Source organism: Natrinema zhouii, from assembly GCF_013456555.2.
Taxonomy (GTDB): Archaea; Halobacteriota; Halobacteria; order Halobacteriales; family Natrialbaceae; genus Natrinema; species Natrinema zhouii.
Map to the genome: position 1 here is coordinate 1,547,424 of NZ_CP059154.1, position 24,165 is coordinate 1,571,588.

20 protein-coding genes and 1 pseudogene are annotated in these 24,165 nt (G+C 61.8%); 12 read left to right on the top strand and 9 right to left on the bottom strand.

Going from position 1 to position 24,165, the window contains the following annotated elements; all coding sequences use genetic code 11:
- Positions 1-14: 14 nt before the first annotated feature.
- Positions 15-1,097 carry a siroheme decarboxylase subunit beta gene (ahbB, locus tag HYG81_RS26395; RefSeq protein WP_180842621.1) on the bottom strand — a complete coding sequence of 361 codons (1,083 nt, stop codon included), beginning with the start codon at positions 1,095-1,097 and terminating at the stop codon, positions 15-17.
- Positions 1,098-1,189: 92 nt separating this feature from the next.
- On the bottom strand, positions 1,190-1,606 hold the full coding sequence (locus HYG81_RS26400) for a DUF5778 family protein (RefSeq protein ID WP_180842622.1): 417 nt from the start codon (positions 1,604-1,606) through the stop codon (positions 1,190-1,192).
- Between the two features lie 172 nt (positions 1,607-1,778).
- Between HYG81_RS26400 and uppS the strand changes: the two genes are divergently transcribed.
- Complete coding sequence (gene uppS / locus HYG81_RS26405) at positions 1,779-2,711, top strand: polyprenyl diphosphate synthase (protein WP_180842623.1); 933 nt, start codon at positions 1,779-1,781, stop codon at positions 2,709-2,711.
- 161 nt (positions 2,712-2,872) lie between these two features.
- Positions 2,873-3,268 carry a DUF7344 domain-containing protein gene (locus HYG81_RS26410; protein WP_180842624.1) on the top strand — a complete coding sequence of 132 codons (396 nt, stop codon included), beginning with the start codon at positions 2,873-2,875 and terminating at the stop codon, positions 3,266-3,268.
- Here HYG81_RS26410 and HYG81_RS26415 read toward each other — a convergent pair.
- A complete protein-coding gene (locus tag HYG81_RS26415) occupies positions 3,265-3,870 on the bottom strand; it encodes an undecaprenyl diphosphate synthase family protein (RefSeq protein WP_180842625.1) in 606 nt (201 codons plus the stop codon). The two genes, HYG81_RS26410 and HYG81_RS26415, sit on opposite strands and share 4 nt — an antisense overlap.
- Positions 3,871-4,028: 158 nt before the next feature.
- Here HYG81_RS26415 and HYG81_RS26420 point away from each other — a divergent pair, with 158 nt between their 5' ends.
- Positions 4,029-5,354 (top strand): DUF92 domain-containing protein, encoded by a 1,326-nt coding sequence (locus HYG81_RS26420; protein WP_180842626.1) that lies wholly within the window; start codon positions 4,029-4,031, stop codon positions 5,352-5,354.
- A 66-nt stretch (positions 5,355-5,420) separates the two neighbouring features.
- Here HYG81_RS26420 and dnaG read toward each other — a convergent pair whose 3' ends face one another.
- Positions 5,421-6,866, bottom strand: a complete 1,446-nt coding sequence (gene dnaG / locus HYG81_RS26425; RefSeq protein WP_180842627.1) for a DNA primase DnaG — start codon at positions 6,864-6,866, stop codon at positions 5,421-5,423.
- 411 nt (positions 6,867-7,277) lie between these two features.
- On the bottom strand, positions 7,278-8,090 hold the full coding sequence (locus HYG81_RS26430; protein ID WP_180842628.1) for an ArsR/SmtB family transcription factor: 813 nt from the start codon (positions 8,088-8,090) through the stop codon (positions 7,278-7,280).
- 176 nt (positions 8,091-8,266) lie between these two features.
- Between HYG81_RS26430 and HYG81_RS26435 the strand changes: the two genes are divergently transcribed.
- From HYG81_RS26435 to HYG81_RS26470, 7 genes are all read left to right on the top strand, one after another.
- Positions 8,267-8,545 (top strand): DUF3311 domain-containing protein, encoded by a 279-nt coding sequence (locus tag HYG81_RS26435; protein ID WP_180842629.1) that lies wholly within the window; start codon positions 8,267-8,269, stop codon positions 8,543-8,545.
- Positions 8,542-10,020 (top strand): sodium:solute symporter family protein, encoded by a 1,479-nt coding sequence (locus HYG81_RS26440; protein ID WP_180842630.1) that lies wholly within the window; start codon positions 8,542-8,544, stop codon positions 10,018-10,020. The genes HYG81_RS26435 and HYG81_RS26440 overlap by 4 nt, the downstream gene beginning before the upstream one ends.
- Before the next feature lie 51 nt (positions 10,021-10,071).
- Positions 10,072-10,734, top strand: a complete 663-nt coding sequence (locus HYG81_RS26445) for a DUF6517 family protein (RefSeq protein WP_180842631.1) — start codon at positions 10,072-10,074, stop codon at positions 10,732-10,734.
- 48 nt (positions 10,735-10,782) lie between these two features.
- Entirely contained in the window at positions 10,783-11,010 is a 228-nt protein-coding gene (locus HYG81_RS26450) for a DUF7860 family protein (RefSeq protein ID WP_180842632.1), read from the top strand.
- A gap of 498 nt (positions 11,011-11,508) precedes the next feature.
- Positions 11,509-12,291, top strand: coding sequence for an FkbM family methyltransferase (locus tag HYG81_RS26460; protein ID WP_180842633.1), 783 nt, complete (start codon positions 11,509-11,511; stop codon positions 12,289-12,291).
- Positions 12,292-12,572: 281 nt separating this feature from the next.
- Positions 12,573-13,475, top strand: coding sequence for an HFX_2341 family transcriptional regulator (locus HYG81_RS26465; protein ID WP_180842634.1), 903 nt, complete (start codon positions 12,573-12,575; stop codon positions 13,473-13,475).
- A gap of 89 nt (positions 13,476-13,564) precedes the next feature.
- Positions 13,565-15,088 carry an NAD(P)H-dependent oxidoreductase gene (locus HYG81_RS26470; RefSeq protein WP_180842635.1) on the top strand — a complete coding sequence of 508 codons (1,524 nt, stop codon included), beginning with the start codon at positions 13,565-13,567 and terminating at the stop codon, positions 15,086-15,088.
- Between the two features lie 97 nt (positions 15,089-15,185).
- On the opposite strand, the gene HYG81_RS26475 is transcribed toward HYG81_RS26470, so the two are convergent.
- Together HYG81_RS26475 and HYG81_RS26480 are read right to left on the bottom strand one after the other, a co-directional pair.
- Positions 15,186-16,796, bottom strand: a complete 1,611-nt coding sequence (locus HYG81_RS26475; RefSeq protein ID WP_180842636.1) for a PQQ-binding-like beta-propeller repeat protein — start codon at positions 16,794-16,796, stop codon at positions 15,186-15,188.
- A 309-nt stretch (positions 16,797-17,105) separates the two neighbouring features.
- A complete protein-coding gene (locus tag HYG81_RS26480) occupies positions 17,106-18,911 on the bottom strand; it encodes a PQQ-like beta-propeller repeat protein (protein ID WP_180842637.1) in 1,806 nt (601 codons plus the stop codon).
- Between the two features lie 683 nt (positions 18,912-19,594).
- On the opposite strand from HYG81_RS26480, the pseudogene HYG81_RS26485 reads away from it, so the two are divergent.
- Positions 19,595-19,776, top strand: a pseudogene (locus HYG81_RS26485) (DUF6293 family protein); the annotation flags it as partial.
- A 54-nt stretch (positions 19,777-19,830) separates the two neighbouring features.
- Here HYG81_RS26485 and HYG81_RS26490 read toward each other — a convergent pair.
- Both HYG81_RS26490 and HYG81_RS26495 read right to left on the bottom strand, forming a co-directional pair.
- Positions 19,831-21,528, bottom strand: coding sequence for an outer membrane protein assembly factor BamB family protein (locus HYG81_RS26490; RefSeq protein ID WP_180842638.1), 1,698 nt, complete (start codon positions 21,526-21,528; stop codon positions 19,831-19,833).
- A gap of 151 nt (positions 21,529-21,679) precedes the next feature.
- Positions 21,680-23,374 carry a PQQ-like beta-propeller repeat protein gene (locus HYG81_RS26495; protein ID WP_180842639.1) on the bottom strand — a complete coding sequence of 565 codons (1,695 nt, stop codon included), beginning with the start codon at positions 23,372-23,374 and terminating at the stop codon, positions 21,680-21,682.
- Positions 23,375-23,836: 462 nt separating this feature from the next.
- Here HYG81_RS26495 and HYG81_RS26500 point away from each other — a divergent pair, with 462 nt between their 5' ends.
- Positions 23,837-24,010 carry a hypothetical protein gene (locus HYG81_RS26500; RefSeq protein WP_180842640.1) on the top strand — a complete coding sequence of 58 codons (174 nt, stop codon included), beginning with the start codon at positions 23,837-23,839 and terminating at the stop codon, positions 24,008-24,010.
- Positions 24,011-24,165: the final 155 nt, after the last annotated feature.

Consider the following 24,165-nt stretch of genomic DNA (forward strand, 5'->3'; position numbering starts at 1 on the left):
CCGAACGTCCGGCGTTATCGCTCTCTGGTGTTCGCATCGGCACGCTCCGCCATCCGAATACCGGTCTTCTTCAATATTTGCGTCGAAAACAGGGAGTCCCAGTCGTCGTCGGAGACGTCCCAGTACTCGCTCATCGTCTCGCGGACCTGTTCGATGCGGCGCTGGCTCTCGGCCTCGCTGCGACCGTGTGTCATCGCGAAGAAGTTGTACGGCCAGACTCCCTCGTGACGCGGCCGCTGATAACAGTGGGTGACGAAGGGCAGCGCGGCGATCTCGGGCCCGACTTCGGGGACGACCTCGTCCGGCACGTTCCAGACCGTCATTCCGTTTTCCGTGTAGCCCAAGGCGTAGTGATTCGGCACGACGCCGATCCGCCGAATCTTTCCTTCGAGCTCGAACCGTTTGACCGTCTCGAGCACCCATTCGACGTCCTGTCCGATCGCATCGGCCACGTCCGCGTACGGCGTCTCGGTGAGCGGAAAGCCGTCCTGTATCTCGAGGACGAGGTCCCGTTCGGCCGGTGTGAGCGTGGACTCGTCGGTCGGCGTGATATCCAGGCCGAGATCCGAACAGTCGATGCCGGCTGCTTCCGTGTCTCCATCGCCGCCGAACGGCCCGTCGACGTAGAACTTGGCCTCGACGCGGAACTCCTGTTGTTTCGGGAGGTTGTACGTCTCTTGGCCCGTCTCCGCTTCGATTTCGGCGAGTACGTCCGCTACGCGGTCCTCGTCGGCGACGCTCACCACGAACCAGACGTTCAGGTGCGGGTGCTCGCGCTCGTAGTTGTGGGCCACCTCGCGGTGGTCGTTGACCCGCTCGACGATCTCGTCGAACCGATCCGCGGGGGCGTGCATGGCGACCAGCGTCGCCGCGCCGCCGATCTCCTGGGCGTTGACGAGCGCACCGAATCGCGAGAGGACGCCGCGCTCGTCTAGGTCCCGAATCGTCTCGAGTAATTCCGCCGCGTCGATGTCGACCCCGCGCTCTCGCATGGCGGCTGCGGCGGGCTCGAACGGCCGTTCCACGACGGGAAAACCGCCCTGGAAGGCGTTGACGATCGCCCGCTCGCGCTCCGTGAGGTCGACGTCCGTAGTCATACGAGGTTCTCGGGACTGGCGGTGTATAAGCGAACTGGAACGGTAGTTCGTCTCGTCGGTACGCCGTCCGATCAAGCGACTGACGGAATCGGTTACTCCCCTTCGACGCCCGTCACGTCGAAGCCGAGCGCTCGAATTCCTTCGAGGATCGCCTCGTGGTCCGCGCTCGCCTCGTAGTAGATGACGATGTCGAAACTCCCCTCGCGCAGCAGTTGCTGGCACTCCCAGACGAACTCTTCGTCCTCGAGAGTGAGCCCCTGGTGCTGGTTCGAGGAGAAGTCGGTGTCGTCGTTGCCCGAGTAGACGTAACAGTTCTGTGGGTCGTACCCCGACTGTTCGGCGATAATATCGCCGACGTCGATCGTCGCCTGCATCATCTGGACGTCCTCGCTGCCGTCGTAGTCGGTGTGGACGATCGCCCCGTTGAGGGCGATGTCGCCGGGCTCGAGCAGCGCCCTGGTTCGCTGGTAGAGGTCCTGGTCGAGCGCGTCGGAGTTCGTGTTCGTCATTATCAGAATCGTACGGGGCCGGCCTGATAGCCGTCACGATTCCGCTGGCACGTGTGAGCGCACAGCCGGAGCGCAACGCTGCTCACATTCACGGTCATGAGAGTGTCGCTCCGTCTCACTCGCAGAGTATGACACGCAAGAATCATAGGTGTCGGTGACTTTTCCCCGTGTAATGAAGCGGTGGCTCCGCCAGCGTGTCGATGCGACCTACGAGCGGCTGCTCTCCAAGGAGATTTCCGGCGCGCCGACACACGTCGCAGTGATTCAAGACGGTAACCGACGGTACGCTCGCCGCCGGGGCGGCAACGCCCACGACGGTCACCGTGCCGGTGCCGAGACGACCGAACGCGTCCTCGAGTGGTGTCAGGATATCGGCGTCGAGGAGCTGACGCTGTACACGTTCTCGACGGAGAACTTCGAGCGACCGGCGGAGGAAAACGAGGCGCTGTTCGACCTCCTCTGCAAGAAGCTCCACGAGTTCGCGGACGCCGACCGCGTCCACGAAAACGGGGTCAGTATCCGCGCGATCGGCGAAACGGAGATGCTTCCCGAGCGCGTTCAAAACGCCGTCGAGTACGCCGAGGGGCGCACCTACGACTACGACCGATTCGTACTCAACATCGCACTCGCGTACGGCGGTCGATCCCGGCTGCTCGAGGCCGCCCGCGGGGTCACAGCGGACGTTGATACAGGCGACCTTGAGCCCGACGAGATCGACGTCGAAGATATCGAACACCGGCTGTACGACCAACCGGTGCGAGACGTCGACCTCATCATTCGGCCCGGCGGCGACGAGCGGACGTCGAACTTCCTCCCCTGGCACGCCAACGGCAACGAGGCGGCCGTCTTCTTCTGTACGCCCTACTGGCCGGAGTTCTCCAAGACCGACTTCCTCCGGGGGATCCGAACGTACGAACACCGCGAGGAATCGTGGCGGCGGACCCGCGCTCGGCGCGCGCTGGCCCTGATCGGTGCCGTCAGCGAACCGGAACTCGCCGAGGCCCGTTCGATCGTCGACCGGTTCCGCGACTCGCTCCCGTCGAGTGAACGACCCGACGCCGGCGACCTCGAGTCCAACGATTCGAACAGCCGGATTGCGGACTGATCCCACGGTACCGCCACTATCGTCGCCACCGTTCGCCACTGGACGTCCGATCACACATCGACCATACAGCCGTCGTCCGAGCCGCTGCCATCGGCTCACATGAAATGATAAGTCACCTGACCATAAGACATTTATAAATCAATAAAGCAACATAATTTGCGATGTCCGCTCCAAACAGTGCGCCCGTCGTCGACGTCGAGCGGTTCGTTCGGCTTACGAACGTCCCGCTCGACGAGGCGTATACACTCCTCTCGAACCCGCGGACCCGTCTCACGCTCCACGTTCTCTCGACGTGTGAACCACCGCTCCCGGTCGACAGGCTGACCGATGCCGTCACCGGTCGGGACGACGCCGACGAACGCACCGTCCGCGTCTCGCTAATGCACGTCGTCCTGCCGAAACTCGAGGCTCGCGACGTCCTCGAGTACGACCACAAGACGGACACGGTCCATCTGGAGCGACCCGTCGTCGCCGTCGACGATCGGGTTGCGGAACTCGCCGGAACGGTTGATCCAGCGAGCAAACCGAGATCACAGCAGTGTGATTCCGCCGACTAGCGACCGTATCGTCGCGATCGATTGCAGTACTCGCGGACTGCCCGGAGAAAGTCACGTTTGCGGAAGTCCCGCCAGTTAATGTCAGTGAAGTACAGCTCGGAGTAGACCGACTGCCAGATCATGAAATCCGAGAGCCGCTCCGCGCCGGTCTTGATCACCAGATCCGGCTCCGACGGGAACACGAGGTGATCCTCGACGTGTTCGTCGCCGATCTCGTCGGGATCGAGGTCACCCGACTCGACCCGTTCGGCGAGGGTTCGCACCGCGCTCGTGAACTCGTGTTTCCCGCCCAGGCCGATCCCGATCCGGATCGGCGCGTCCGCACGCGCCCTGTCGTCAGGACCGCGAACGGCGATCGACCGCGGCGCATCGATCGTCTCGAGTTCGCGCTGTAAGGCCGGCACCGCCGCTGCATCGAGGACGCTCACGTAGACGGTCACCTGCGAGGCGTACTCGACGGCCCATTCGAAGAAGTCCGTCAGCGTCTCGTAGGCACCGCGTTCGAGCAGGTCTCGTTCGGTGATCACGAGCGCGACGTGGTCGGGCGGGTCGCCGTCGTGACGGCTAATTCGGAGGGCGAGATACCGTTCGTACAATCCCACACGCGTGAGTTTCCCGGCAACTGTGATACGAGTTACGGGTTTCGTCAGCCGCCGAGCACCGATACGCATGGTCTGAATACGCCGCTAAACGCGGTGAGAACCGACTCGAACCGGGTTCACGAACCTTGAAGTAATCGCCACAGAAAGGGATCGATATCGTGACAGCACCCGTTCGGCGAGCCGGCGTGTTTGCGGTCCTCTGTACGCTCTCGCTGTCCGTTCCGCTCATCAACCCGCGAGTGGCGGCCGTCGTCGCCGGTGTCGTCCTCCTGGGTGCCTACGTCATCACCGACGGACCGCTCTTCGACCTGCTCGCCTACCCGGGCGATTACGAGGATTCACGGCTCTACGGCCTCATCACGTTCGCTCTCGCAGCGGTCGCGCTCGGACTCATGGCGACCGCGACGTCGATGCCGGTCGCCGTCTTCGTCGGCACCATCCTGCTGGTCGGCTACGGCAACCTCGGCGAGCAACTGGTCAGACTGCAAACGGATACTGCTGTCGTCCGCGTCGGGAGCTTCTGTCTCGCGGCGAGCACCGCTGCCGTCGCCGGGCAGGTGCTCACCCATTCGCTTATCGGTGATGCCGTCGCACCCGCATTGCCGCTAGTTGTCTTCCTGGCAGCCAGCGGTGCGTTTCTCGCCGCGCTCCTTCGCGACATCCTGTTGCCCTCCGACGATCCGATCATCGCGCTCTCGGTCGGCCTCCTGCTCTGGCTGCTCGCGGAACTCGAGCCGAATATCGCCGTCGGTGAGGTCGCCATCGCTCTCGCCATCACGGTCGCCTTCGGATATGCTTCGTACGCCCTCGACACCGCCTCCATCGCGGGAATGCTCACCGGGATCTTGCTTGGGCTGTTGACGATTGTGCTCGGCGGCTACGGCTGGTTCGCCGTCCTCATCTCCTTTTTCGCCATTGGCGGCCTCTCGACGAAGTTCCGCTACGAACGGAAGACGGAACTCGGCGTCGCCGAGGACAACAACGGGGCCCGGGGGAGCGGGAACGTCCTCGGCAACGCTGCCATTGGCGTCGTCGCGGTGCTCGGCTACGCGGCCAGTGACGCCGGCCTCCTCCCTCGAGAACCCGAACTGTTCCTCTTCGCCTTCGCCGGTTCGATCGCGACCGCGATGAGCGACACCCTCTCGAGCGAGATCGGCAGCGTCTTCGAACGGCCGCGGCTGATCACCACCCTCGAGCCGGTCGATCCCGGGACGGACGGCGGCGTCACCTGGCAGGGAGAACTCGCTGGCGTCGTCGGCGCGGCGGTCGTCGCCGCGATCGCGTACGGGTTCTTCCCCGAAGTCGAACTCCTCGGCGCGGCGATCATCGTCGCCGCGGGTATCGCCGGCATGACCGTCGATAGCCTGCTCGGCGCGACCCTCGAGGGATCGGTGCTGGGCAATCAGGGCGTGAACTTCCTCGCGACGCTGTCCGGCGCACTCGTCAGCGCCCTGCTGGTGCTCTCGTTTGCCGTCTTCGGCTGATATCGGAGCAGGCAACCTACCGATCGCTCGGCTGTTCTGGCATCGCAACCACCCAGCCGCCGAAAATCAGTTCGTCTCCGTCTCCGGGGGCTGCTCGGCGACCTCGTCGATCGAGTGGATCCGAACGCTCGTCGGCCGCTTCGTAAACTGTCCGAGCGAGCGCGCGATGATCCGGTCGACGCCGCGGTCGGCAGCCAGATCGAGGAGTCGCTGGTCGAGGATCGCGTCGAGGACGACCGTCGTGGGCACGGTCTCGAGGCCCTCGAGCGCCTCGTACGCCTCACTCGCATCGGCGTCGTCGATCGGGTCGGCGTCGGCGTCGAGAAATCGAACTCGACCGGTGTCCGCCCGAACGACCGCGGTTGCGTGCCCGTAGACCGTCTCGGGGCCGCGTTCGGCGTCAGTCGTGGAGTCGGCGGTGTCGGCGGCGTCGTCGCGTCGTGTCGGTTCCGAATCGGTTTCGGCCGCCGTTCCGGATACGTCCTGTTGCGGTCGACTCGTCGTCGCTCGTTCGGCGTCGGCCGTCGTCGGAGTCTCGACGCCCTCGTGCGAGTCGGTGGCCGACTCCGTCTGCGCGGCCGACTCGATGGAGCGGTCGCGGTCGGAATCCGCCTCGTCCGTCGATGACGCAGTCGGCAGTTCCGACGGCGGCGGTGCCGGCGTCGTACTACCGTCGGTCGCGGCGACCGCCTCCCGGGGTTCGTTCAGTTCCGAGACGGTTTCGTAGGGGATCTTGTTCCGGAGGGCGGCGAACAGTTCGTGGTGGTCCAGGTCCTCGACGGAGCTGTCGGCGGGCGCGAAGGCGACGTAATCGACGTCGCCGACCTGCGCGAGTTCCTCGAGGATGAGGTCGCCGCCGCGGTCGCCGTCGAGGAAAGCCGTGACGGTGCGGTGACGGGTGAGTTCGGCCACCGCGTCGGGAACGCTCGTCCCCTCGACCGCGATGGCGTTTTTGATGCCGTACTTGAGCATGGTGAGCACGTCGGAGCGGCCCTCGACGACGATGATGGCGTCGCTGTCCGTGACCCGGGGCCCGGCGGGGAGCCCCTCGTACTCGGTGATGTCCTCGACGCGGACGTGCTGGCGCACCTCCGCGAGGATCTCTTCGGAGGACATGATCGTATCGTCGAACCCCGTCCGCAGCAGTTCCTTCGCGCGATCGACGACGTCCTTTCGCTTCGCCGCACGGACGTCCTCGATCTCGCGCACCTCGAGGTCGGCTCGACAGGGGCCGACTCGGGTGATCGTCTCGAGGGAGGCGGCGAGGGTGGCGGTTTCGACCTTGTCGAGGCTGGTGGCGATCGTTACCTGCCCGTGGGACTGGCCGCCGGTGCTCGAGATTTCGACGTCGATACGACCGACTTTGCTCGACTGGCGGAGGTCACGGAGGTCGAGCTCGTCGCCGAGCAGGCCTTCGGTTTGCCCGAAGATCGCACCGACGACGTCGCTTCGCTCGACGACTCCGTCAGTCGTCACGTCCGCGTGAATGAGATATTTCGAGGTGTCTTCCATTGGAGATCTGTCCCCGGGAGGGGCGGTGACGCGGGTATCGCGTACAGAGACCGATTTATATGCAATTTCGGTCGTGGGGGGCAAATAGCTGTTGACCTCCACAGACGTTGGGCGGACTCGATCGAACGGTCGGTATCTCTCAGCGGAGACGGCTCGAGTTGGACCACTCGATAGAGATGGGAATGGAGCAGTGGGCACTGGGGAGAACGAGTGAGACGAAGTGTCCTGCTATCGTGGCAACAGGGAACCGCCACGCCCTCCCCAGCCGATTCGCTCATCCCTCGCGCATATACAGCCCGCGGTTCGCTGTCCGCTCACCGCGGTCCAGCGCGCGCCACCGCGCCGGTTGATTGGTCTGGAGCGATCCATATTTCCTCGTTGTGAGCAGAAACATAGTTCGAATCGCTCCGCTCAGTACGTCGGCCGATACCAGTACCAGTAGAGCAGAACTGCAAGCAGGACGACGAGTCCGCCGAGGAAGAAGAGTAATCCGGGCGGGACGGTACCCAGCACTGCCTCCGTCGCTTCCATACCGCCGTCGGACGCGTTCTGGGCCGTCTCGTTACCGGCATCGAGTGCCGAATCGGACGCTCCCGCATCGCCGCTGCTGGGCTGCTCGGTTCCGTTGACGGTAGAAATCCCGACGTCGCCGTCGCTCGAGCCGGTTCCCACCTCAGCGTCGGTCGTCTCCGCTTCGTTTGTCGACTGCGATCCACCGTCGCCGTCAGTCCCGCCCGATCCCGCCGGCTGTGCCCCGCTGTCGTCCGTTCCGGCCCCGGTCGGCGCGAGCCAGCGCGTGAGTGCGTACTGAACCAGCAGACTCCCGCCAGCCAGCGCGCCGATACCGCCGATGAATCGGGAGAGCGCTTCCCGCAACTGCGTCGCCCGCGACTCGTCGCTCGTCACGATCAGCGCACCGTCCGTCGTCGTGTAGACGCTCATTTCGTTACCGCGCGAGGAGTACCAGGTGTCGACCACCTCGACGAGCCCCGCGCCCTCGAGGTTCTCGAGGTGGTAGCGAACGTTCTGGATCGAGGAGTCGATCGCGTCGGCGATGTCGCTCGGTGTGCCGGGTTCCTCGTCGAGACGCGCGTAGATCCGCCGGGCCGTCGTCGAGGAGAGCGCGCTGAAGACCGCATCGGCGTCCTCCCCCTCGAGATCGACGACGCGGGGTTGGCCCTCTTCGGCGGCCGTCTCGGAGCGAAAGGGAAACAGACGGGCCATACTGAGTTCGATATCTACTCTCTGTCAAACTCATATACCCTTTTTCCTCGGTGAAAGACCGATTTCACCTATCGAAAACTGGCGGACGCGAACGCTGTCCGGGACTGATGAACAATTCTCTTCGAAACCGGACTTCGAACAGTAAGAACTACCCATATCGAGACGAACCGTCGGGTATGCGCCGAACTGAACTGGGGCTCTGGATCGCGGTCGCCGTCGTCCTCGCCGGACTCGCGGTGCCGTGGTTCCTGTGGGGATCGGCGACGGTCGTCGCCGGCCTGCCGGTGTGGCTCTGGTGGCACGTCGGCTGGATGGGACTCGCATCGGTCGTCTTCTGGGTATTCACCCAGCGCGCGTGGGGGATCGGCATCGAAACGGCAGGGGACCCGGGCGAGTCCCAACCGGAACGAGCCGATCCCGGACGGCGAACGAACGCCGGCGGTGATCCGCCGTGAGGGCGATCACGATCCAACTGACGATCATCGTGGGCTACCTCCTGATCGCGCTCGCGGTCGGGTTGGTCGCCTACCGGCTGACCGACCGCACCGCCGAGGACTTCTATCTCGCGAGCAGAACGCTCGGAACGGTCGTCCTGCTCTTTACGACGTTCGCAACGCTGCTGTCCGCGTTCACTTTCTTCGCTGGGCCGAACATCGCCTACGCGCAGGGGCCCGAGTGGATCCTGGTCATGGGGCTGATGGACGGCATCATCTTCGCCGTTCTCTGGTACGTGATCGGCTACAAGCAGTGGCTGCTCGGCCGGCGCTACGGCTACGTCACGCTCGGCGAGATGCTCGGCGATCGCTTCGGGTCGCGGTGGCTCCGCGGTCTGGTCGCCGGCGTCAGCCTCCTCTGGCTCTTTCCGTACGTCATGCTCCAGCAGGTCGGGGCCGGCACCGCGCTCGAGGCGCTTACCGAGGGCGCGGTCCCCTACGCCGCGGGGGCCGGCCTGATCACGGCGTTCATGATCCTCTACGTCGTCGTCGCCGGAATGCGCGGGATCGCTTGGACCGACACGCTACAGGGCGCGTTCATGCTGATCACGACCTGGATCGCCCTGCTGTGGGTGCTCGCGGCCGTCGGTGGCCCCGGTGCTGCGACCGAGGCCCTCGCGTCGAACCCGGAGACCGGCGAGTTCCTATCGCTGGGCAGCGGCTACTACACGCCCCAGATGATCCTCTCGACGGCGATCACGATCGGTTTCGGCGTCGCAATGTTCCCGCAGGTCAACCAGCGCTTCTTCGCCGCGGGCTCGAAAACGGTGCTCAAGCGCTCCTTTGCCCTCTGGCCGATTCTCTGTGTCCTCCTCTTCGTCCCATCGTTCATGCTCGGGGCGTGGGCCGCCGGCCTCGAGGTCGCGGTTCCCGAGGGCGCGAACGTCCTCCCGTTAGTCCTCGCGGAGTACACGCCGACGTGGTTCGCCGCGCTCGTCATCGCTGGCGCGATGGCCGCGATGATGTCCTCTTCGGACTCGATGTTGCTTTCAGGGTCGTCGTACTTCACGCGGGACATTTACCGACCGTTCATTGAACAAGAGCTCTCCGACCGCCGGGAGGACCTGTTGGCCCGCGGCGGGGTCGTCGTCTTCGCGACCGCGGCCTTCATCGCCAGCCTGCAGCGGCCCGCGACGCTGTTCGAACTCGGCGAGGCGGCCTTCAGCGGCTTCGCCCAGCTCGCGCTGCCGGTCCTGCTCGCGCTCTACTGGCGGAAGGTCACGCGAGCCGGCATTACCGCCGGCATCGGCGTCAGTCAGCTCTTCTACATCTCGAGTCTCTTCCTCGCGTTCGTCCCGGGCACCTACGCGGGCTGGACGGCCGGCATCGTCGGGATGGGCCTCGGGCTGATCGTCACTGTCGTCGTCTCGCTGCTCACGTCGCCGGCGGCCGACGAACGGCACGCGATCTACTTCGACGGGTTGGGCGCGGACTGATCGGGCGCGGAACCGTCACGCCGAAAGGCCCAGCCCACATACGCGCTGCTGATGGCAATCGACCTGCCGCCCCCCGTCGCCGACGACTGGCGTCGCCTCGGCGACCGAACCGACGAACGCAGTCTCTCGCTCGCGACGGTCACCGCCGAGACGACCGTCTTCGAACATCGACCGACCGCCGACGCGCTCAAGCGGCTCCGTTCCGGCGGCGACATCCCGGCTCGATCGCTGTTCACCGTCGATCTGCAGATCAGTCCTTCCTTATCCGCTATCGGGCTCTCCTCGGCCGACGCCCTCGAGATGGCCGCCCCGAAAGCCCGCGAGCAGTTCGTCGACACGGTCGAGGACGACGGCATCGCCGTCGGCGAGGAACGCGCGAGCGAATACATCGATCGGCCGGACGGGGCCATCGGCCATCTCACCGTGCTCGAGGTCGCGTATCCGACTGACTCAGGAGCGGTGGCCGACGACGCTGAGCGAACGGACGGCGGTGACGCCACCGACGCCGAACCCGCGACGATCGACGCCGAGGCCCACGTCGCCGTCTGGCCCGCCGCCGACGCGTACGTGATGGCCGGCGGGATTCTCCCGCTCGAGGCACCCGACGGTGCTGACCTGCTGGCAGCCGCCCTCGACGTGGACCCGGATCGGGACCGCGAGGCGATCGTGGATCTGTTTCGGGGGCTCGAGCTCGAGATCGCGGCAGACGACTGATCGTCCCTCCATCGAAATTAGTAATAGGTCGAACGTCGATCCGCCGATATGGCACACTATAGCGGTCGTGACTACTCGGCGCTGGCGAAGACCGGCTTCTTTCTCGGGCTCGCCCTCTTCGTCGTCGGGACAGGAAGCGAACTGATCGGGCACGCGATGTTCGGCTCCCTCCCCCAGTGGGAGAACACGCTGTTTTTCGCGCTGACGATAATCGGCTTCGCCATCGGGTTCGCTTCGCCGTTCGTGTTCGGCATTATCATGCCGCTCACGGAGTGACGCGGCCGACGACTCGGTGCTTTTGTAATGGCCCCGTCCAACTGTCGACCATGAGATCTACATCGTCTCGGTCGGATTCGACTACGACCGGCTAATCGCGACTTAACGCCTGGACAGACGTACTGACTTAGCCGAAGAAACGATAGAATCCTACAGCTACAAACTCACTCGCTTCCTCAAGTGGTGTGAGGGGGAAGGCTTAGACAATCTCAATGGCCTGTCCGGGCGAGATATCTTGGAGTTCAAGCAGTATAGAGAAGAAGACCTGAATCCGGTGTCTCTCCAGGGGACAACTTGATACCTTACGCGCCTTCGTCCGGTTTTGTGAGTCCACCAATGCAGTTGAGTCAGACATTCACAATAAGGTACTTTAGTGTGTGATTTTTATAATTGGATATCGGATGGTTTGAATAGCGTATTCACAATGTCTCAGTATACGGGTCGCTCTGCTGAACGAGAAGAGATTCTTTCACTAATAAAGCGGAGAGGTAACTGGCTATGAGTCTTTTTAAGCGTGGATACAAGGTAGCCAAAGAAGACGGCTTAATGTCCTTCCTATCTGAGTCTCTTGATTATTTATACTGGGAATGCAAGGAAAAAAGATGGAGGATATCTTCATCTGCGAAAATATCGATTCAAGGGGTAGAAGCAGAATTTGGAACATCAGGAAGGGCACCAAGTTCTCTCCGTGTGTTCGAGAAGGGAGAACGTGAGATGTTATCCGATGTTCTAAAAGAAATATCAATTGACGATGTGTTTTGGGATATAGGTGCAAATATCGGATATTACAGCTGCTTCATTGGTCAACAAGCCAAGGTAGCCGCGTTTGAACCATCCCCTATTGCGGCAGAGCATTGCCGTGATAATTTATCTCGGAATGATATTGAAGCATCTGTGTATGAATACGCGTTGTCTGATTCTCGCGAGACTATTACGCTTCATCCTGGACGTATCGCAAGAGCAGAAAACGAACCGGTGGAAGTTGAGAAAAAGCGTGGTGATAAAATTGCTGAAGACTTATCTCTACCTACAGTAGTGAAAATTGACGTTGAAGGGGCTGAAGTCGAGGTGATAAATGGCATGGAAGATATTCTTTCGTCTGATAAATGCCGTTTGTTATACTGTGAAGTCCATACAGAAAAAAAGGAAGACCGGAAGGCCGTAAGTGACTATGGTGAAAATCTTGAAACATTTAATAATAAAATAAACGAGTTGGGGTTTGAAGTGGAAATTCTAAGTAGAAGAGGAAACGAAGTCCATATAAAAGGGAAGAAAAACTAAGGTCGTTGTCAAAAGCAATACTGTTTGTGGGACTGTCGGCGCGACCGGAGACGACACCTATCGACGGATCATCGGGGCCGACTCTACGCTGTGCGAGTTCTGAGTCACGCTGTTTTCCCTTCAGAGGGCTCATAGACGCTTTTCTACTACCATAGAATTATGACAGAGTCATATCTCATTCCTTTGAAGCTCGGGACGGGGAAGGCACAAACATGGACGATGTGCAATCGAACGGTATGCTACTTGATGGGATTAATAAACGCCCCCACGGAGTATAGCGTATGCAAACCCACATCGTCCCGGTTGGCTTCGACTACGACCGGCTGATCGCGCCGCTGGTTCGCGATCAGATCGACGTCGACAGCGTCATCCTCCTCGAGGGGGCCGTCGGCAGCGAGGCCAACGTCGAGTACTCCCGGCACCTCTCGAAGAAACTCGAGACGGACTTCGAGAACCTGCTGGGTGCGCAGACGGAGCGGTTCGTCCTCGAGGATGTCTATAACTACGACGACGCCTTCGAGCAGGCCTACGAACTCATCACGGCGGAGCTCGATTCGGGCAACGAGGTCTGGGTCAACGTCGCTGCGATGCCCCGGACCGTGAGCTTCGCTTTCGCCAACGCCGCCCACTCGCTGATGGTCGAACGCCAGGAGGACCGCGAGGGGATCCACACCTACTACACCGCCCCCGAGAAGTACCTCGAGACCGAACTCGCCGAGGAACTGCGCGAACAGATCGCGCTGCTCGAGGACCTCCGCGATGGAGACGACGGGACCGACGACGGCCGTCTCGGGGACCGCCTCGAGAGCGCCCGAGACCTGTTGGCCGAGTTCGACGAGCGCGGGACGACCATCGGCGCGAAGGAGATCGACGGCAAGCACATCGTCGAGTTACCGGTCGCCTCCTTCTCGAACGTCAAACCCTTCGAGGAGCTGATCCTCTACAAACTCGGCGAGGACGGCGAGTTCGACTCCGTTTCGGAACTGGCGGAGTCGCTGGCCCGCGAGCTGAACGAGGAGTACACCGACAGCTTCCGGTCGAAGGTCATCTATAACGTCGATCGGCTGGGCCCCGGCGGAAAGGGCTACATCGAGCGCGAGGAACACGGCAAGTCCTACCGAACGCGGCTGTCGCGGATCGGCGAGTTGTGGGTGCGGGCCCACTCCGACGATACGGAGGAGTGAGCACCCTGCCGACGGCGGAGTGAAAAACCGCGGTCGGACCATCGCTGGACCAACCTTACAACTGGCCGCCGTGTACCGACACGCGATCGATGAATGTGCTGGTCGTTCTCGGCCATCCCCGGACCGATAGCTTCTGTGCCGCGTTAGCCGACTCGTACGTCGACGGCGCACGCGAGGCCGGCGTCGACGTCCGTCGGCTCGATCTCGCCGGCCTCAAGTTCGATCCCCACGTCCGCACCGAGAGCCCCGAGGAGCAACCGCTTGAGGACGACCTGGAGATGGCCCAGCGCCACATCGAGTGGGCGGACCACCTCGCGTTCGTCTATCCGAACTGGTGGGGGACGATGCCGGCGCTGTTGAAGGGATTTTTCGACCGCGTCTTCACGCCGGGCTTCGCGTTCTCGCACTACGAGGACGGCGAGGGCGCGGGCCACCGAAAGTTGCTGAACGACAAGACCGCGGAACTGCTCGTGACGATGGACACGCCGAAGTGGGTGTACCGCTGGATCCTCCGGCAGCCGGGCACCAACGCCGTCAAGCGCGCCACGCTGGGATACGCCGGCGTTCGAACCACGCGCGTCACGAATATCGGACCCGTAGAGGACTCGAGTCCGGCGGAGCGCGACGAGTGGCTCGAGCGGGCGACGCGGCTGGGCCGACAGTTGGCCGACGGCCCGGAGTCATCGACGACGCGAGCGAAACGTCGCGTCACGACGTGGCTCAAGGCGTTGCGGCTCCAGTTTTACCCGATGGCGTGGATCGCCTACACCGTCGGTGCGCTGGCCGCGACCGGTTCGGACGGGATCTTCACGTCGGCGATCTACTGGGCGGGGTTTTGCTTCCTCTTCTTCCTCGAGGCGGCGACCGTGCTGAGCAACGAGTACTTCGATTACGAGACGGACCGACGGAATACGTTCGCGGGGCCGTTTACGGGCGGCTCTCGCGTCCTGGTCGACGGCGAACTCGACCGATCGGCGCTTCGAGCAGGGATTCGGAACGCCATCGTCCTTACTGCGATTGCCGCACTCGCCGCCCTCGCGTTCGGTGTCGGCTCGCCCCTCACGATGGCCGCCGTGATGGGAGTTCTGGCAGTGCTGGCACTCGGCTACACGATGCCGCCGTTACAGCTGTCGTATCGCACGCTCGGCGAACTCGACGTCGCCGCGACACACAGCGTCGGCGTCCTGCTCCTGGGGTTCGTCGCGTTCGGCGGCTCGTGGCGCGATCCGCTCCCGTGGCTGCTCGGATTGCCGTTTTTCCTGTCGATTCTGCCGTCGATCATTCTCGCGGGAGTGCCGGACTACGAGGCCGACCGCGCCGCCGGCAAGGAGACACTGGCCGTCCGGTTCGGCGTCGACGGGGCCGCGACGGTGGCGATCGCGACTGCGCTGCTCGCCGCCGCGACGAGCGTGCTCTTGTACGCGGCCGAGGTGATTCCCCACGCGTACGGTCCCCTCGTCGCCCTCAGCGTTCCCCACGCGATCGTGATCGGGTGGCTGGTACGCGATCGCCTCGAGTCGTCGGCGATGCCCGGCCGCATCGACCGACTAATGGCCGCGTCGCTTGGGTACATCGTCTGGTTCGGCGTCGTTCCCCTGCTCGAACTGCTCTGAACCGGTGAACGAAGGCGACGACGGTTACTCCGCCCGCTCGAGCACGTGTTCCCGGAGCACGAGCAGGCAGGGGACGACGGTGAGACGGGAGCGATCCTTACTCCCGGTCGGTCTCGTCACCGAGTGCTCGGCGACGGAGGCCCTCGAGACCCAGTGCACCGGCGGCGAGGCTCGCGATGGGAGTGAAACCGGGTGTCGAGTCTTCGGTATCGTTGTCTACGCCACTGCCGTTGCCGTCCGCAGTGCTCCCGTTCTCGTCGGTGGCACCATCGGTATCGCTCTCGTTGTTGTCACCGCCAGCTTCGGTACTCTCGTTCTCGTCGCCGTTCGAGTCTCCATCGGTATCGTCTGTGCGGTCGTCGGTGCGGTCTCCATTGTTCCCAGTCTCACCGTTAGTTCCATCACCCCCGCTCTCATTTTCGTCGTCGCTTCCTTTGTTTTCGTCGCCACCGCTATCCTCGGTATTGTCGGTCGATCGGAGTGCACGAAGTCCGTCACTCCCATCGTCGTAGATCGTCTCGCTGTCGACCGCCTTGATAGGGCTAATATCTATATCGTCGCTGTTCGAAACCACCCATCTCTCGCTGCCGTCTGCGAGGTCGTATGCGATAGCGCTTTTATCCTCCTCCAAATTCGGGTGAAGAGTGAACAGAAGTGTCTGCCCAATGATCGCGATGCTCCCGCCGTCACCCACAGAACTGCGCGGAAAAGCGGGGCTCGTCCACAACTCATTGCCCGAGTCGTCCGAATAGGTTTCGACACGGACTCTCGCATCGTCGTACGTGGCTCTGATATCGCCCTTGGTAGCATCCGCATAAATCCCATACACGATAACCCACTGCTCTCCAGTTTCTGCATTAATCCGATGACTACCCGGTTGTCCAGATACATGACCGTAGACTGCAGTTTCACTTGCCGTGAGGGGTCCCTCGACCCTCAAATCCCCCCGTGACGTCCATTGGTTTTCACCGGTCATCGCGTCGAGTGCAACGGTGGCTTCACCCGGTTCCTCGGTCACCGCATACACCGATCCATTCGCGACGGAAACCGGTTCTGTCTCGAACTGAAACGTTTCGATGTTACTTTCCTTATACTCCGGATGCGAGTTGAGATCGACATCGACAGTGTCACGCTTCCAATCGGTCGATCCATCGGTCGGATCGAGCGCGTAAATCGTCCCGTCGACGGCGACGTACAGCCGGCCGTCGACGATCGTCGGGCTCGAGACGGGAAACCCCCACCGACGTTTATATTCGGCTGGTTCAAAGTCGAATTTTCGCTGCCACCGGACCGATCCGTCAGCAGCGTTCAGTGCCGTCAGCTGTCCGCCACCGACGTAGACGGTATCGTTGGCCACCGCCGGCGCCCCTTCGGCGGAAATCGTTTCGTTCGTCCACTCGACTGACCCGTCTGCGGCGTCGAGGGCGTGAATTTCGTTGCCGTACGTCCGAAGGTACACCGTTCCGTCGACGACGGCGAGGTCGCCGGCTTCCTCGTACTCCCAGGCGACGGTGTCGGGTTTGGCGATCCCATCCTCGGCGGGAACGTACCTGCCGTTCGCCGGATTCCCATCGTACGACGACCATCCCTCTGGCTCTTCGATCGACGACTGTTGTCCGACGTTGCCCGTCCTGGCCGACGCGAGCGATCCACCAGCCACCAGCGCTGCACCCGTTCCGAGAAGCGTCCGTCGTCGGAGTTCCTCCATGGCAGCGGCTGCTCGCGTTCGACTATTTACTATGGAGTAGGTAAGGGAATAATGTTTTTCAGTTGGTAGTTGGCCGATCGGTTGGTCCGGTGTCGCTGATCTGTCCCTCGGACTATTCACTCGAAAACACAGTTGTCAAACTGCGATATGAGCGGCTGGAACTAAACTGAATCAGCGCTTTCGAACGAATGCCGTGATGTGCCTCGGCCTCATTTGCGATGGCCAGTAGAAACGAGAACCGACTCAATAAAGTGTCTGATTTTCGAGGAGGAGCGCGTCAAAACCGTTTCACCGGCAACCGTTGCTTGTTTACTCCCCGTCGGAGTCGTCAGCGAGCGCTCGGCGGCGGAGCCCCTCGAGACCCAGCGCACCGGCGGTGAGGCTCGCGATGGGAGTGAAACCGGGTGTCGAGTCTTCGGTATCGTTGTCTACGCCACTGCTGTTGCCGTCCGCAGTGCTCCCGTTCTCGTCGGTGGCACCGTCGGTATCGCTGTCTACGCCACTGCCGTCACCGTCTGCATCGGCTCCACCCTCGGTAGAACCGTTGCCGTCATCACTCTCACTGCCATCATCGACACCGTCCGCACCATCGTCACTGCGATCAGCGGTGCCAGTATCGTTGCCATCGTCACTTCCGCCGGCTGTACCGTCGTCTCCACCGGCACTATCGCCCCCGTCGGAGCCGGTGTCTTCGTCGCTATCACCGCTGCTCGTGTCCGTCGATCCGTCACCACCGTCACTCGAATCGCCGTCGCCGTTGCTGTCGTCCGTTTCGTTCGAGCCGTCGTCGGAGCCACCGTCGTTTTGGTCGCCGTCGTTGTCGTCACCGCCATCGGAGCCGTCTCCGTCGGCATCACCGTCCTGCGCTTCGGACGAGCGCAGGGCACGAAGCGTTTTCCAATCACGGTCGTAGATCGTGTCGGGGCCGACTGCCTCAATGTGTGACACACCCAATTCACCATCAGTCAGGATTTCCCACCTCTCATCGCCGGTTTCGAGGTCGTACGCCACGACTCGAGACAGTACTTGAGAATTCTCACCTGTCGGTGCAGTTTCGATGAGAACTGTCTTTCCAACGATCGCGTAACTCCCTGCGACTAACACTGGCGTCGAGGCTCCGACGCCCCACAAATGTTCAGATGATTCACCGTCGTAACGATCGACCCCGATTCCGTTCTCAGTGCCGGTAATATCGATTTCGCCGCGAGTCGCGGTCGGGAAGACCGCGCCACCACCGCCTACCTGTTCTCCTGTTTCCGCGTCGAAGCCAGTGTTCTCTAACCGAAAAGACCCTGGCGCATAAACCATTGTTTCAGACGCTGTGACTGGTCCGTTGACATCGTGGGTGACCACCTCGTCGGTTGATTTCCACTGCACGTCGCCAGTCCGTGCATCGAGAGCGACGACTGCTTTCTGGACCACTGCTTTCTCGGTCAGTGCATAGACCGACTCGTTCGCGACGGCGAACGACCTCTTAAACTGTACTGCTTCGAATTCACGGTCTTGGTTCTCTGCGGGGACGTCAACGTCGATATCGACGGTTTCGAGTTTCCAATCAGTCGATCCATCCCGCGGATCGACCGCATAGACCGTTCCGTCGGCAACGACGTACACCCGCCCGTACGTGACCGTTGGACTCGAGACGGATGCCGGACCGGAACCGAAGTCTCGCGTCCACTGCACTGTCCCATCCGAAGCGTCGAGTGCAGTCAGCTGGCCGCCGCCGAGGTATACGGTTCCGCCGGCGACTGCTGGTGATCCCTCGACGGGTATCTCGTCGGCGGTCCATTCGACCTCGCCAGTCGCATCGTCGAGCGCGTGTATTTCGTTTTCTTCCGTCCGAAGGTACACCGTCCCGTCAGCGATCGCGAGATCACCGCCGTACCCGTCGTACTCCCAGGCGACCGTCTCCGGTTTCTCGATCTCGGTTTCGGCCGAGACGTATCTGCCGCCCGCGGGGTTGGCATCGGCCGAGGACCAACTCCTCTCCGGCTCTGAGATCGTCTGTGGACAGCAATCGTCACCCGTCTCACCGGTACTGATTGAGGTGAGTATCCCCCCAGCTGCCAGCGCTGCACCCGTTCCGAGGAGCGTCCGTCGATGGAGTTCCTCCATAGCAGCGGCTACTCGCGTTCGGCTATTTATTATGGAGACGGTATGGAAAACATGGCGGCCAGATGACAGCTGATCGCTCGGCTGGCCCGTTGCCGTCGACTTCTGCAACGGGACTAGTCACTCGAATAAACTGTTGTTCGTACGAAATCAGGGCGCGAAATACGCGAGCCGATCGAAACCAGCGCGTTCGAACGAGTGCTGTGACGAGCGTGTGGCTCGTTTGTCGTGACCGATAGTGACGAGAATCGTCCCGCTCGAGTGTCATTTATATGGGAGATCGCTCGCCGATACCGTTTCACCGACGGCCGTCGCTGGGCTCACTTCGGCTCGATTCTCGTCGAGCGCCCGACGCCGGCGGCCGTTGTATCGCCCGGTCTCAAGGCCGTGCCACAGCTCCGATCGCATCTCCCAGGGAGCGTTTGCCTCCCGGTGGCGCGACTGTGATGACGGATCGAGATGATTCCGAGACTCGGAATCGGATAGAGATCGATATCGAAGGCACTCGACGGATCTCTTGTCGCGCATCCCGCTGTGCGTGACAGTCGGCGATCCGATCGGCACCCTTTCGAATCCCCACCTCGTGTTCGTCCGGCGTCAATCTCCCTCCCTGGTCGCTCCGGGCGCCTCCCGTTTCGTGACCGATTGCCGGACCGTTCGGTGACGAACCGTTCGGTATCGAGAGCGCCCGCGAGTTGAACGAGGAGTACACCGACAGCTTCCGCTCGAAGGTCATCTACAACGTCGACCGACTCGGTCCCAGCGGCAAGGGCTACATCGAGCGCGAGGAACACGGGAAGTCCTACCGGACGCGACTCTCGAGAATCAGCGAATGTGGGTGCGAGCCCACTCTGACGACTCGCGGTAGGAACCGTCGGTCGAATCGTAATTCTTCGGTGATCGGTGCCCGGAGACACCGAGACTACTCCCGACCGGCGTTGTCACCGGCTGTCCGACGGCGAAGCCACTCGAGTGTCAGTGCGCCGCCGGTGAGTCCCGCGACGGGACCGAAGCCGGGTTGACCGTCGTCGGTACCATCGTCGTCAGTAGCAGTATCGTTTTCTCCGGCGTCAGTACCATCGTCGTCAGTAGCAGTATCGTTTTCTCCGGCGTCAGTACCATCGTCGTCAGTAGCAGTATCGTTTTCTCCGGCGTCCGTTCCGTCGTCGCCATCGCCGCTGTCGCTGTCCGTTCCGTTCTCGTCATTTTCGACGCCGTCGCTGTCTCCGCCATCTCCGCCGGAATCGTTGTTCCCGCCGTCGTCACTCCCGTCAGTGTCATCGTCTCCGTTCGATCCGTCGTCAGTATCGGACCCGTCGTCCGACGAACATACCGCGACGAGTTCGTCGTCCCGTCGGGGATCATCCCGTCGGAGATAGAGCGTCCGCCCGTCGACGGCTACGGGCGAGCCATCGACATCGTCGGACTCGAGACGCCACTCTTCCGTCTCGTCTTCGAGGTCTAACCCGACGATCGATCGTCGGTCGTCTGACTCGGAATACTGCGTGGTGAGTATCGTTTCGCCGGCGACCAACGGGGTTCTAGACCGATGTGGTTTATCAGCAGTGACGCTCGTATCTGCCGTTCCAGCCACGATATCGTGATCGAGTTCGCTGACGGATCGGTTCTCGAGGCTTATCTCGAATACCGCTTCTCTGGGGTAATTGATAGCGTAGACCGCATTTCCGGTGGCAACGACCGTTCCTACTCCCCAACCGTGTTCGGAAATGTCCCAGTATCTGCCCCACTGTTCCTCGCCGGTCTCGGCGTCGAATGCACCGACTCCCCAACGGTACTCGTCCGAATCACGCTTCGTATCATCTATTGCAACGTAGATGGAGCCGTTTGCAACGCTTGGCGCGACCGATTTCAACGAAGCAGCGTGTGGCTCTCCGGTATCAGTCTCTTCCGATTGTACCTCGACCGTCTCCCGTTTCCATCGCGTCGATCCATTGTCGGCGTCAAGCGCGTAGAGCGTTCCGCTGGCAACGATGTAGACGGTCTCGAACGCGACCGTCGGCGTTGGAACAACAGGTGAACTGGGATACTGGTGACCAATCTCGTATCCGGTGTCGTCGTCTGAGAATTCGCGCTCCCACCGTATCGAGCCATCTGCGGTATCGAGTGCCGTCACGTGGTCAACGCCGGTGACGCAAATCGCACCGTCGGTCACCGTCGGGCCACCGAAGGGTGCAATCCTACCGCCATCGATGATATCCGTAACGCGGGTGATAGGTAACTCCGTTTTCCATCGACGGTCACCCGTGTCGGTATCGACCGCGTGGAGGTACCTCTCCTCGAATCCATGCATATAATCCCGTTCCCTTACTTTAAACTCACTTGTCACAATGTAAGCTGTGCCGTCAGCGACGGCAACGCGTCCGGTTTCATCGTAACGCCAGGCGATGGTGTCGGGTTCCGGGAACCCGCCCTCGAGTGGCAGATAGTTGGAGTTCGCTGGATTGCCAGCAGGCGATGACCACCCGTCAGGATGGCCAGCAGTGAACGAACTCGAGTCAGTCTCGTCTGCACTGCTGCCGGAACTACTCGAGGCCAGAATCCCACCAGTCGCGAATGCTGCACCGAGCGCCAGTACCGACCGTCGTTGAACGTGTTCCATGGCAAGTTTCGTTCATCTCTCTACTGGTATTATTATCACCTCAGTAGGATACAGTTGTAGTCTTCTCAACCGATTACACTGTTCGCAATATGAATAAAATGCGTCGTTCAATACGACCGCTTCGAGCGCTCGCTACCTGACGATACTGCAATTACTCCTCCTCGACGTTGTCACCGACTGCCCGACGGCGAAACCACTCGAGACCTAGCGCACCGGCGGTGAGGCTCGCGATGGGAGTGAAACCGGGCTGGCCGTCGCCGTCTGCATCGGCTCCACTCTCGGTAGAACCGTCGCCGTCATCACTCTCACTGCCATCACCGTCACCGTCGGCACTGTCGTCACTGCGATTAGCGGTGCCAGTATCGCTACTATCGTCACTTCCGCCGGCTGTACCCTCGTTTCCGTCGGCACTATCGCCCCCGTCGGAGCCGGTGTCTTCGTCGCTATCACCGCCGCTCGTATCCGTCGATCCGTCGCCGTCACCACCGTCACTCGAATCGCCGTCGCCGTTGCTGTCGTCCGTTTCGTTCGAGCCGTCGTCGGAGCCACCGTCGTTTTGGTCGCCGTCGTCACCGCCATCGGAGCCGTCTCCGTCGGCATCACCGTCCTGCGCTTCGGACGAGCGAAGGGCACGAAGAGCGTCGTCTTCGGTACGTGTGTATACAGTATCGGAATTGGCCGCTAGGATATCTGAAATATTCAACTCATCATCGGGCGGAATTTCCCACCGCTTGTCGCCAGTTTCGAGGTCGTAAGCGGCGAGTTCTCTGTTCGTAGCGGCTTGACTGGCCGCTTCAGTTCTGACGAGGAGCGTATTCCCGACGATCATCGTCTGGACAGTGGCTTGGCGGCGACCGAGAGTCCACAACGTCTCGAGAGACTCACCATTGTAGCGTTGGATGACGAGTTGTGTTTCTCGGGCATCGACTCTGATCTCACCTGCAGCGGCACTGGTCACGCAACAAGTTGCCACAGTCCCGGTAGATTCTCCAGTTTCCGTATCGAGGTGATAACCCGGGACCCACGACGTTCCATCCACGTAGACCGCGGTATCGGATGCGAGGAGGGACCCTCCTTGATAATTGATGTCAAAGTTAGTCTTCCACTGTACGTCGCCGGTCCGTGGGTCGAGTGCGACGACTACCCCGTCCGGCCTGTCGTCGGGCTCGGCTAACGCAAACACCGATTCGTTTGCGACCGAGATCGATCCCTCGAATTTGACCGTTATACTGTCCACGTCCCGGTAGTGATCGACCTCGACGGAGACGGATTCTCGTTTCCAATCGGTCGATCCGTCCCTTGGATCGAGTGCGTAGACCGTTCTATCGAGGACGGCGTACACTCGCCCGTAGCTGACTCTCGGATTCGGAACGGACGAACCGAAGTCACGTGTCCACTGAACTGTTCCATCCGAGGCGTCGAGTGCGGTCAGCTGATCGCCGACGGAGACGTAGAGGGAGCCGTCGGCGAACGCCGGTGTACCCTCGGCCGAGATATCGTCGTTGATCCACTCGACCTCACCGGTCGCGTCGTCGACGGCGTGAATTTCGTTCGCTTTCGTTCGAATGAATACCGTTTCGTCGCCGATGACGAGGTCACTGAAGACGCCAATACCGTGTTCGTACTCCCAGGCAACCGTCTCCGGTTTCTCGATCTCGGTTTCGGCCGGGACGTACCTGCCGCCTGCGGGGTTGGCGTTGGCCGAGGACCAGTTCCTCTCCGGCTCTGAGATCGTCTGTGGGCAGCAATCGTCATCCGTCTCAGCGGTACTGATTGAGGCGAGTGTCCCACCAGCTGCCAGCGCTGCACCCGTTCCGAGGAGCGTCCGTCGATGGAGTTCCTCCATAGCAGCGGCTGCTCGCGTTCGGCTATTTATTATGGAGACGATATGGAAATTATGTTTTTCGACCGACAATTGGCCGATGGGCTGGTCCGCTGCCGTCGATTCGTCCCCGAGGCTACTCACTCGAGAAAACAGTTGTTAGATTTAAACCGCGATGTGAGCCCCAAGAACCGAACGAAATCAGGCTTTTCGAACGAATGTCGTGCCATGCCCGTGGCCTTATTTGTGGCGACCGGTAGCGACGAGACTCGCCTCGCCCGAGTGTCAAGTTTGTGAGTAGTAGTTCGATAAAACCCTTTCACCGACAACCATTGCCGTGTTTATTCCCCGTCGGAGTCGTCAGCGAGCGCTCGGCGGCGGAGCCCCTCGAGACCCAGTGCACGACCCATCTTCGGCGGTTCGCACCTCTATCTCGCTCTCCGGGGGGTGGACGGGATGGTCCCAGCCGAGGCGCGGTAGCGCTACGTGGCGACTCTCGCCGCACTGCTCGCTGGGGGAGCGCTGGTTCTCTGGGTCGGTGATCGCACGATCGGGACCGTGCCACGCAGGTCGGTCTGGCCGGCAGTCGTCGTTCTCGTCGTCGCCGGCTACCTGGTCGCGGAAACGGTCGCGGCGTACCGAGATACTCGTCCGGAGTGAGTGTCGGCCCGGGCCGACCACCGGCGGCGCGGCGACGAAAGGGCTATGACGGTTCACGGGCCAACGAGTGGATATGCAAGCGACCGTCGCGGCCGCGCTCGTTCGCCACGGCGGCCCGTTCGGCGCCGTCTTCGTAGGGGCTCCGTAGCCCCGCA

Excerpts from the sequence above, each read along its gene's own strand:
- HYG81_RS26400 (WP_180842622.1), bottom strand. The coding sequence starts at position 1,606 with ATGACGAACACGAACTCCGACGCGCTCGACCAGGACCTCTACCAGCGA.
- HYG81_RS26490 (WP_180842638.1), bottom strand. The coding sequence starts at position 21,528 with ATGGAACACGTTCAACGACGGTCGGTACTGGCGCTCGGTGCAGCATTC.
- ahbB (WP_180842621.1), bottom strand. The coding sequence starts at position 1,097 with ATGACTACGGACGTCGACCTCACGGAGCGCGAGCGGGCGATCGTCAAC.
- HYG81_RS26470 (WP_180842635.1), top strand. The coding sequence starts at position 13,565 with ATGAATGTGCTGGTCGTTCTCGGCCATCCCCGGACCGATAGCTTCTGT.
- dnaG (WP_180842627.1), bottom strand. The coding sequence starts at position 6,866 with ATGGAAGACACCTCGAAATATCTCATTCACGCGGACGTGACGACTGAC.
- HYG81_RS26495 (WP_180842639.1), bottom strand. The coding sequence starts at position 23,374 with ATGGAGGAACTCCATCGACGGACGCTCCTCGGAACGGGTGCAGCGCTG.
- HYG81_RS26460 (WP_180842633.1), top strand. The coding sequence starts at position 11,509 with ATGAGTCTTTTTAAGCGTGGATACAAGGTAGCCAAAGAAGACGGCTTA.
- HYG81_RS26450 (WP_180842632.1), top strand. The coding sequence starts at position 10,783 with ATGGCACACTATAGCGGTCGTGACTACTCGGCGCTGGCGAAGACCGGC.
- HYG81_RS26445 (WP_180842631.1), top strand. The coding sequence starts at position 10,072 with ATGGCAATCGACCTGCCGCCCCCCGTCGCCGACGACTGGCGTCGCCTC.
- HYG81_RS26435 (WP_180842629.1), top strand. The coding sequence starts at position 8,267 with ATGCGCCGAACTGAACTGGGGCTCTGGATCGCGGTCGCCGTCGTCCTC.
- HYG81_RS26465 (WP_180842634.1), top strand. The coding sequence starts at position 12,573 with ATGCAAACCCACATCGTCCCGGTTGGCTTCGACTACGACCGGCTGATC.
- HYG81_RS26480 (WP_180842637.1), bottom strand. The coding sequence starts at position 18,911 with ATGGAGGAACTCCATCGACGGACGCTCCTCGGAACGGGTGCAGCGCTG.
- uppS (WP_180842623.1), top strand. The coding sequence starts at position 1,779 with ATGAAGCGGTGGCTCCGCCAGCGTGTCGATGCGACCTACGAGCGGCTG.
- HYG81_RS26475 (WP_180842636.1), bottom strand. The coding sequence starts at position 16,796 with ATGGAGGAACTCCGACGACGGACGCTTCTCGGAACGGGTGCAGCGCTG.
- HYG81_RS26410 (WP_180842624.1), top strand. The coding sequence starts at position 2,873 with ATGTCCGCTCCAAACAGTGCGCCCGTCGTCGACGTCGAGCGGTTCGTT.
- HYG81_RS26430 (WP_180842628.1), bottom strand. The coding sequence starts at position 8,090 with ATGGCCCGTCTGTTTCCCTTTCGCTCCGAGACGGCCGCCGAAGAGGGC.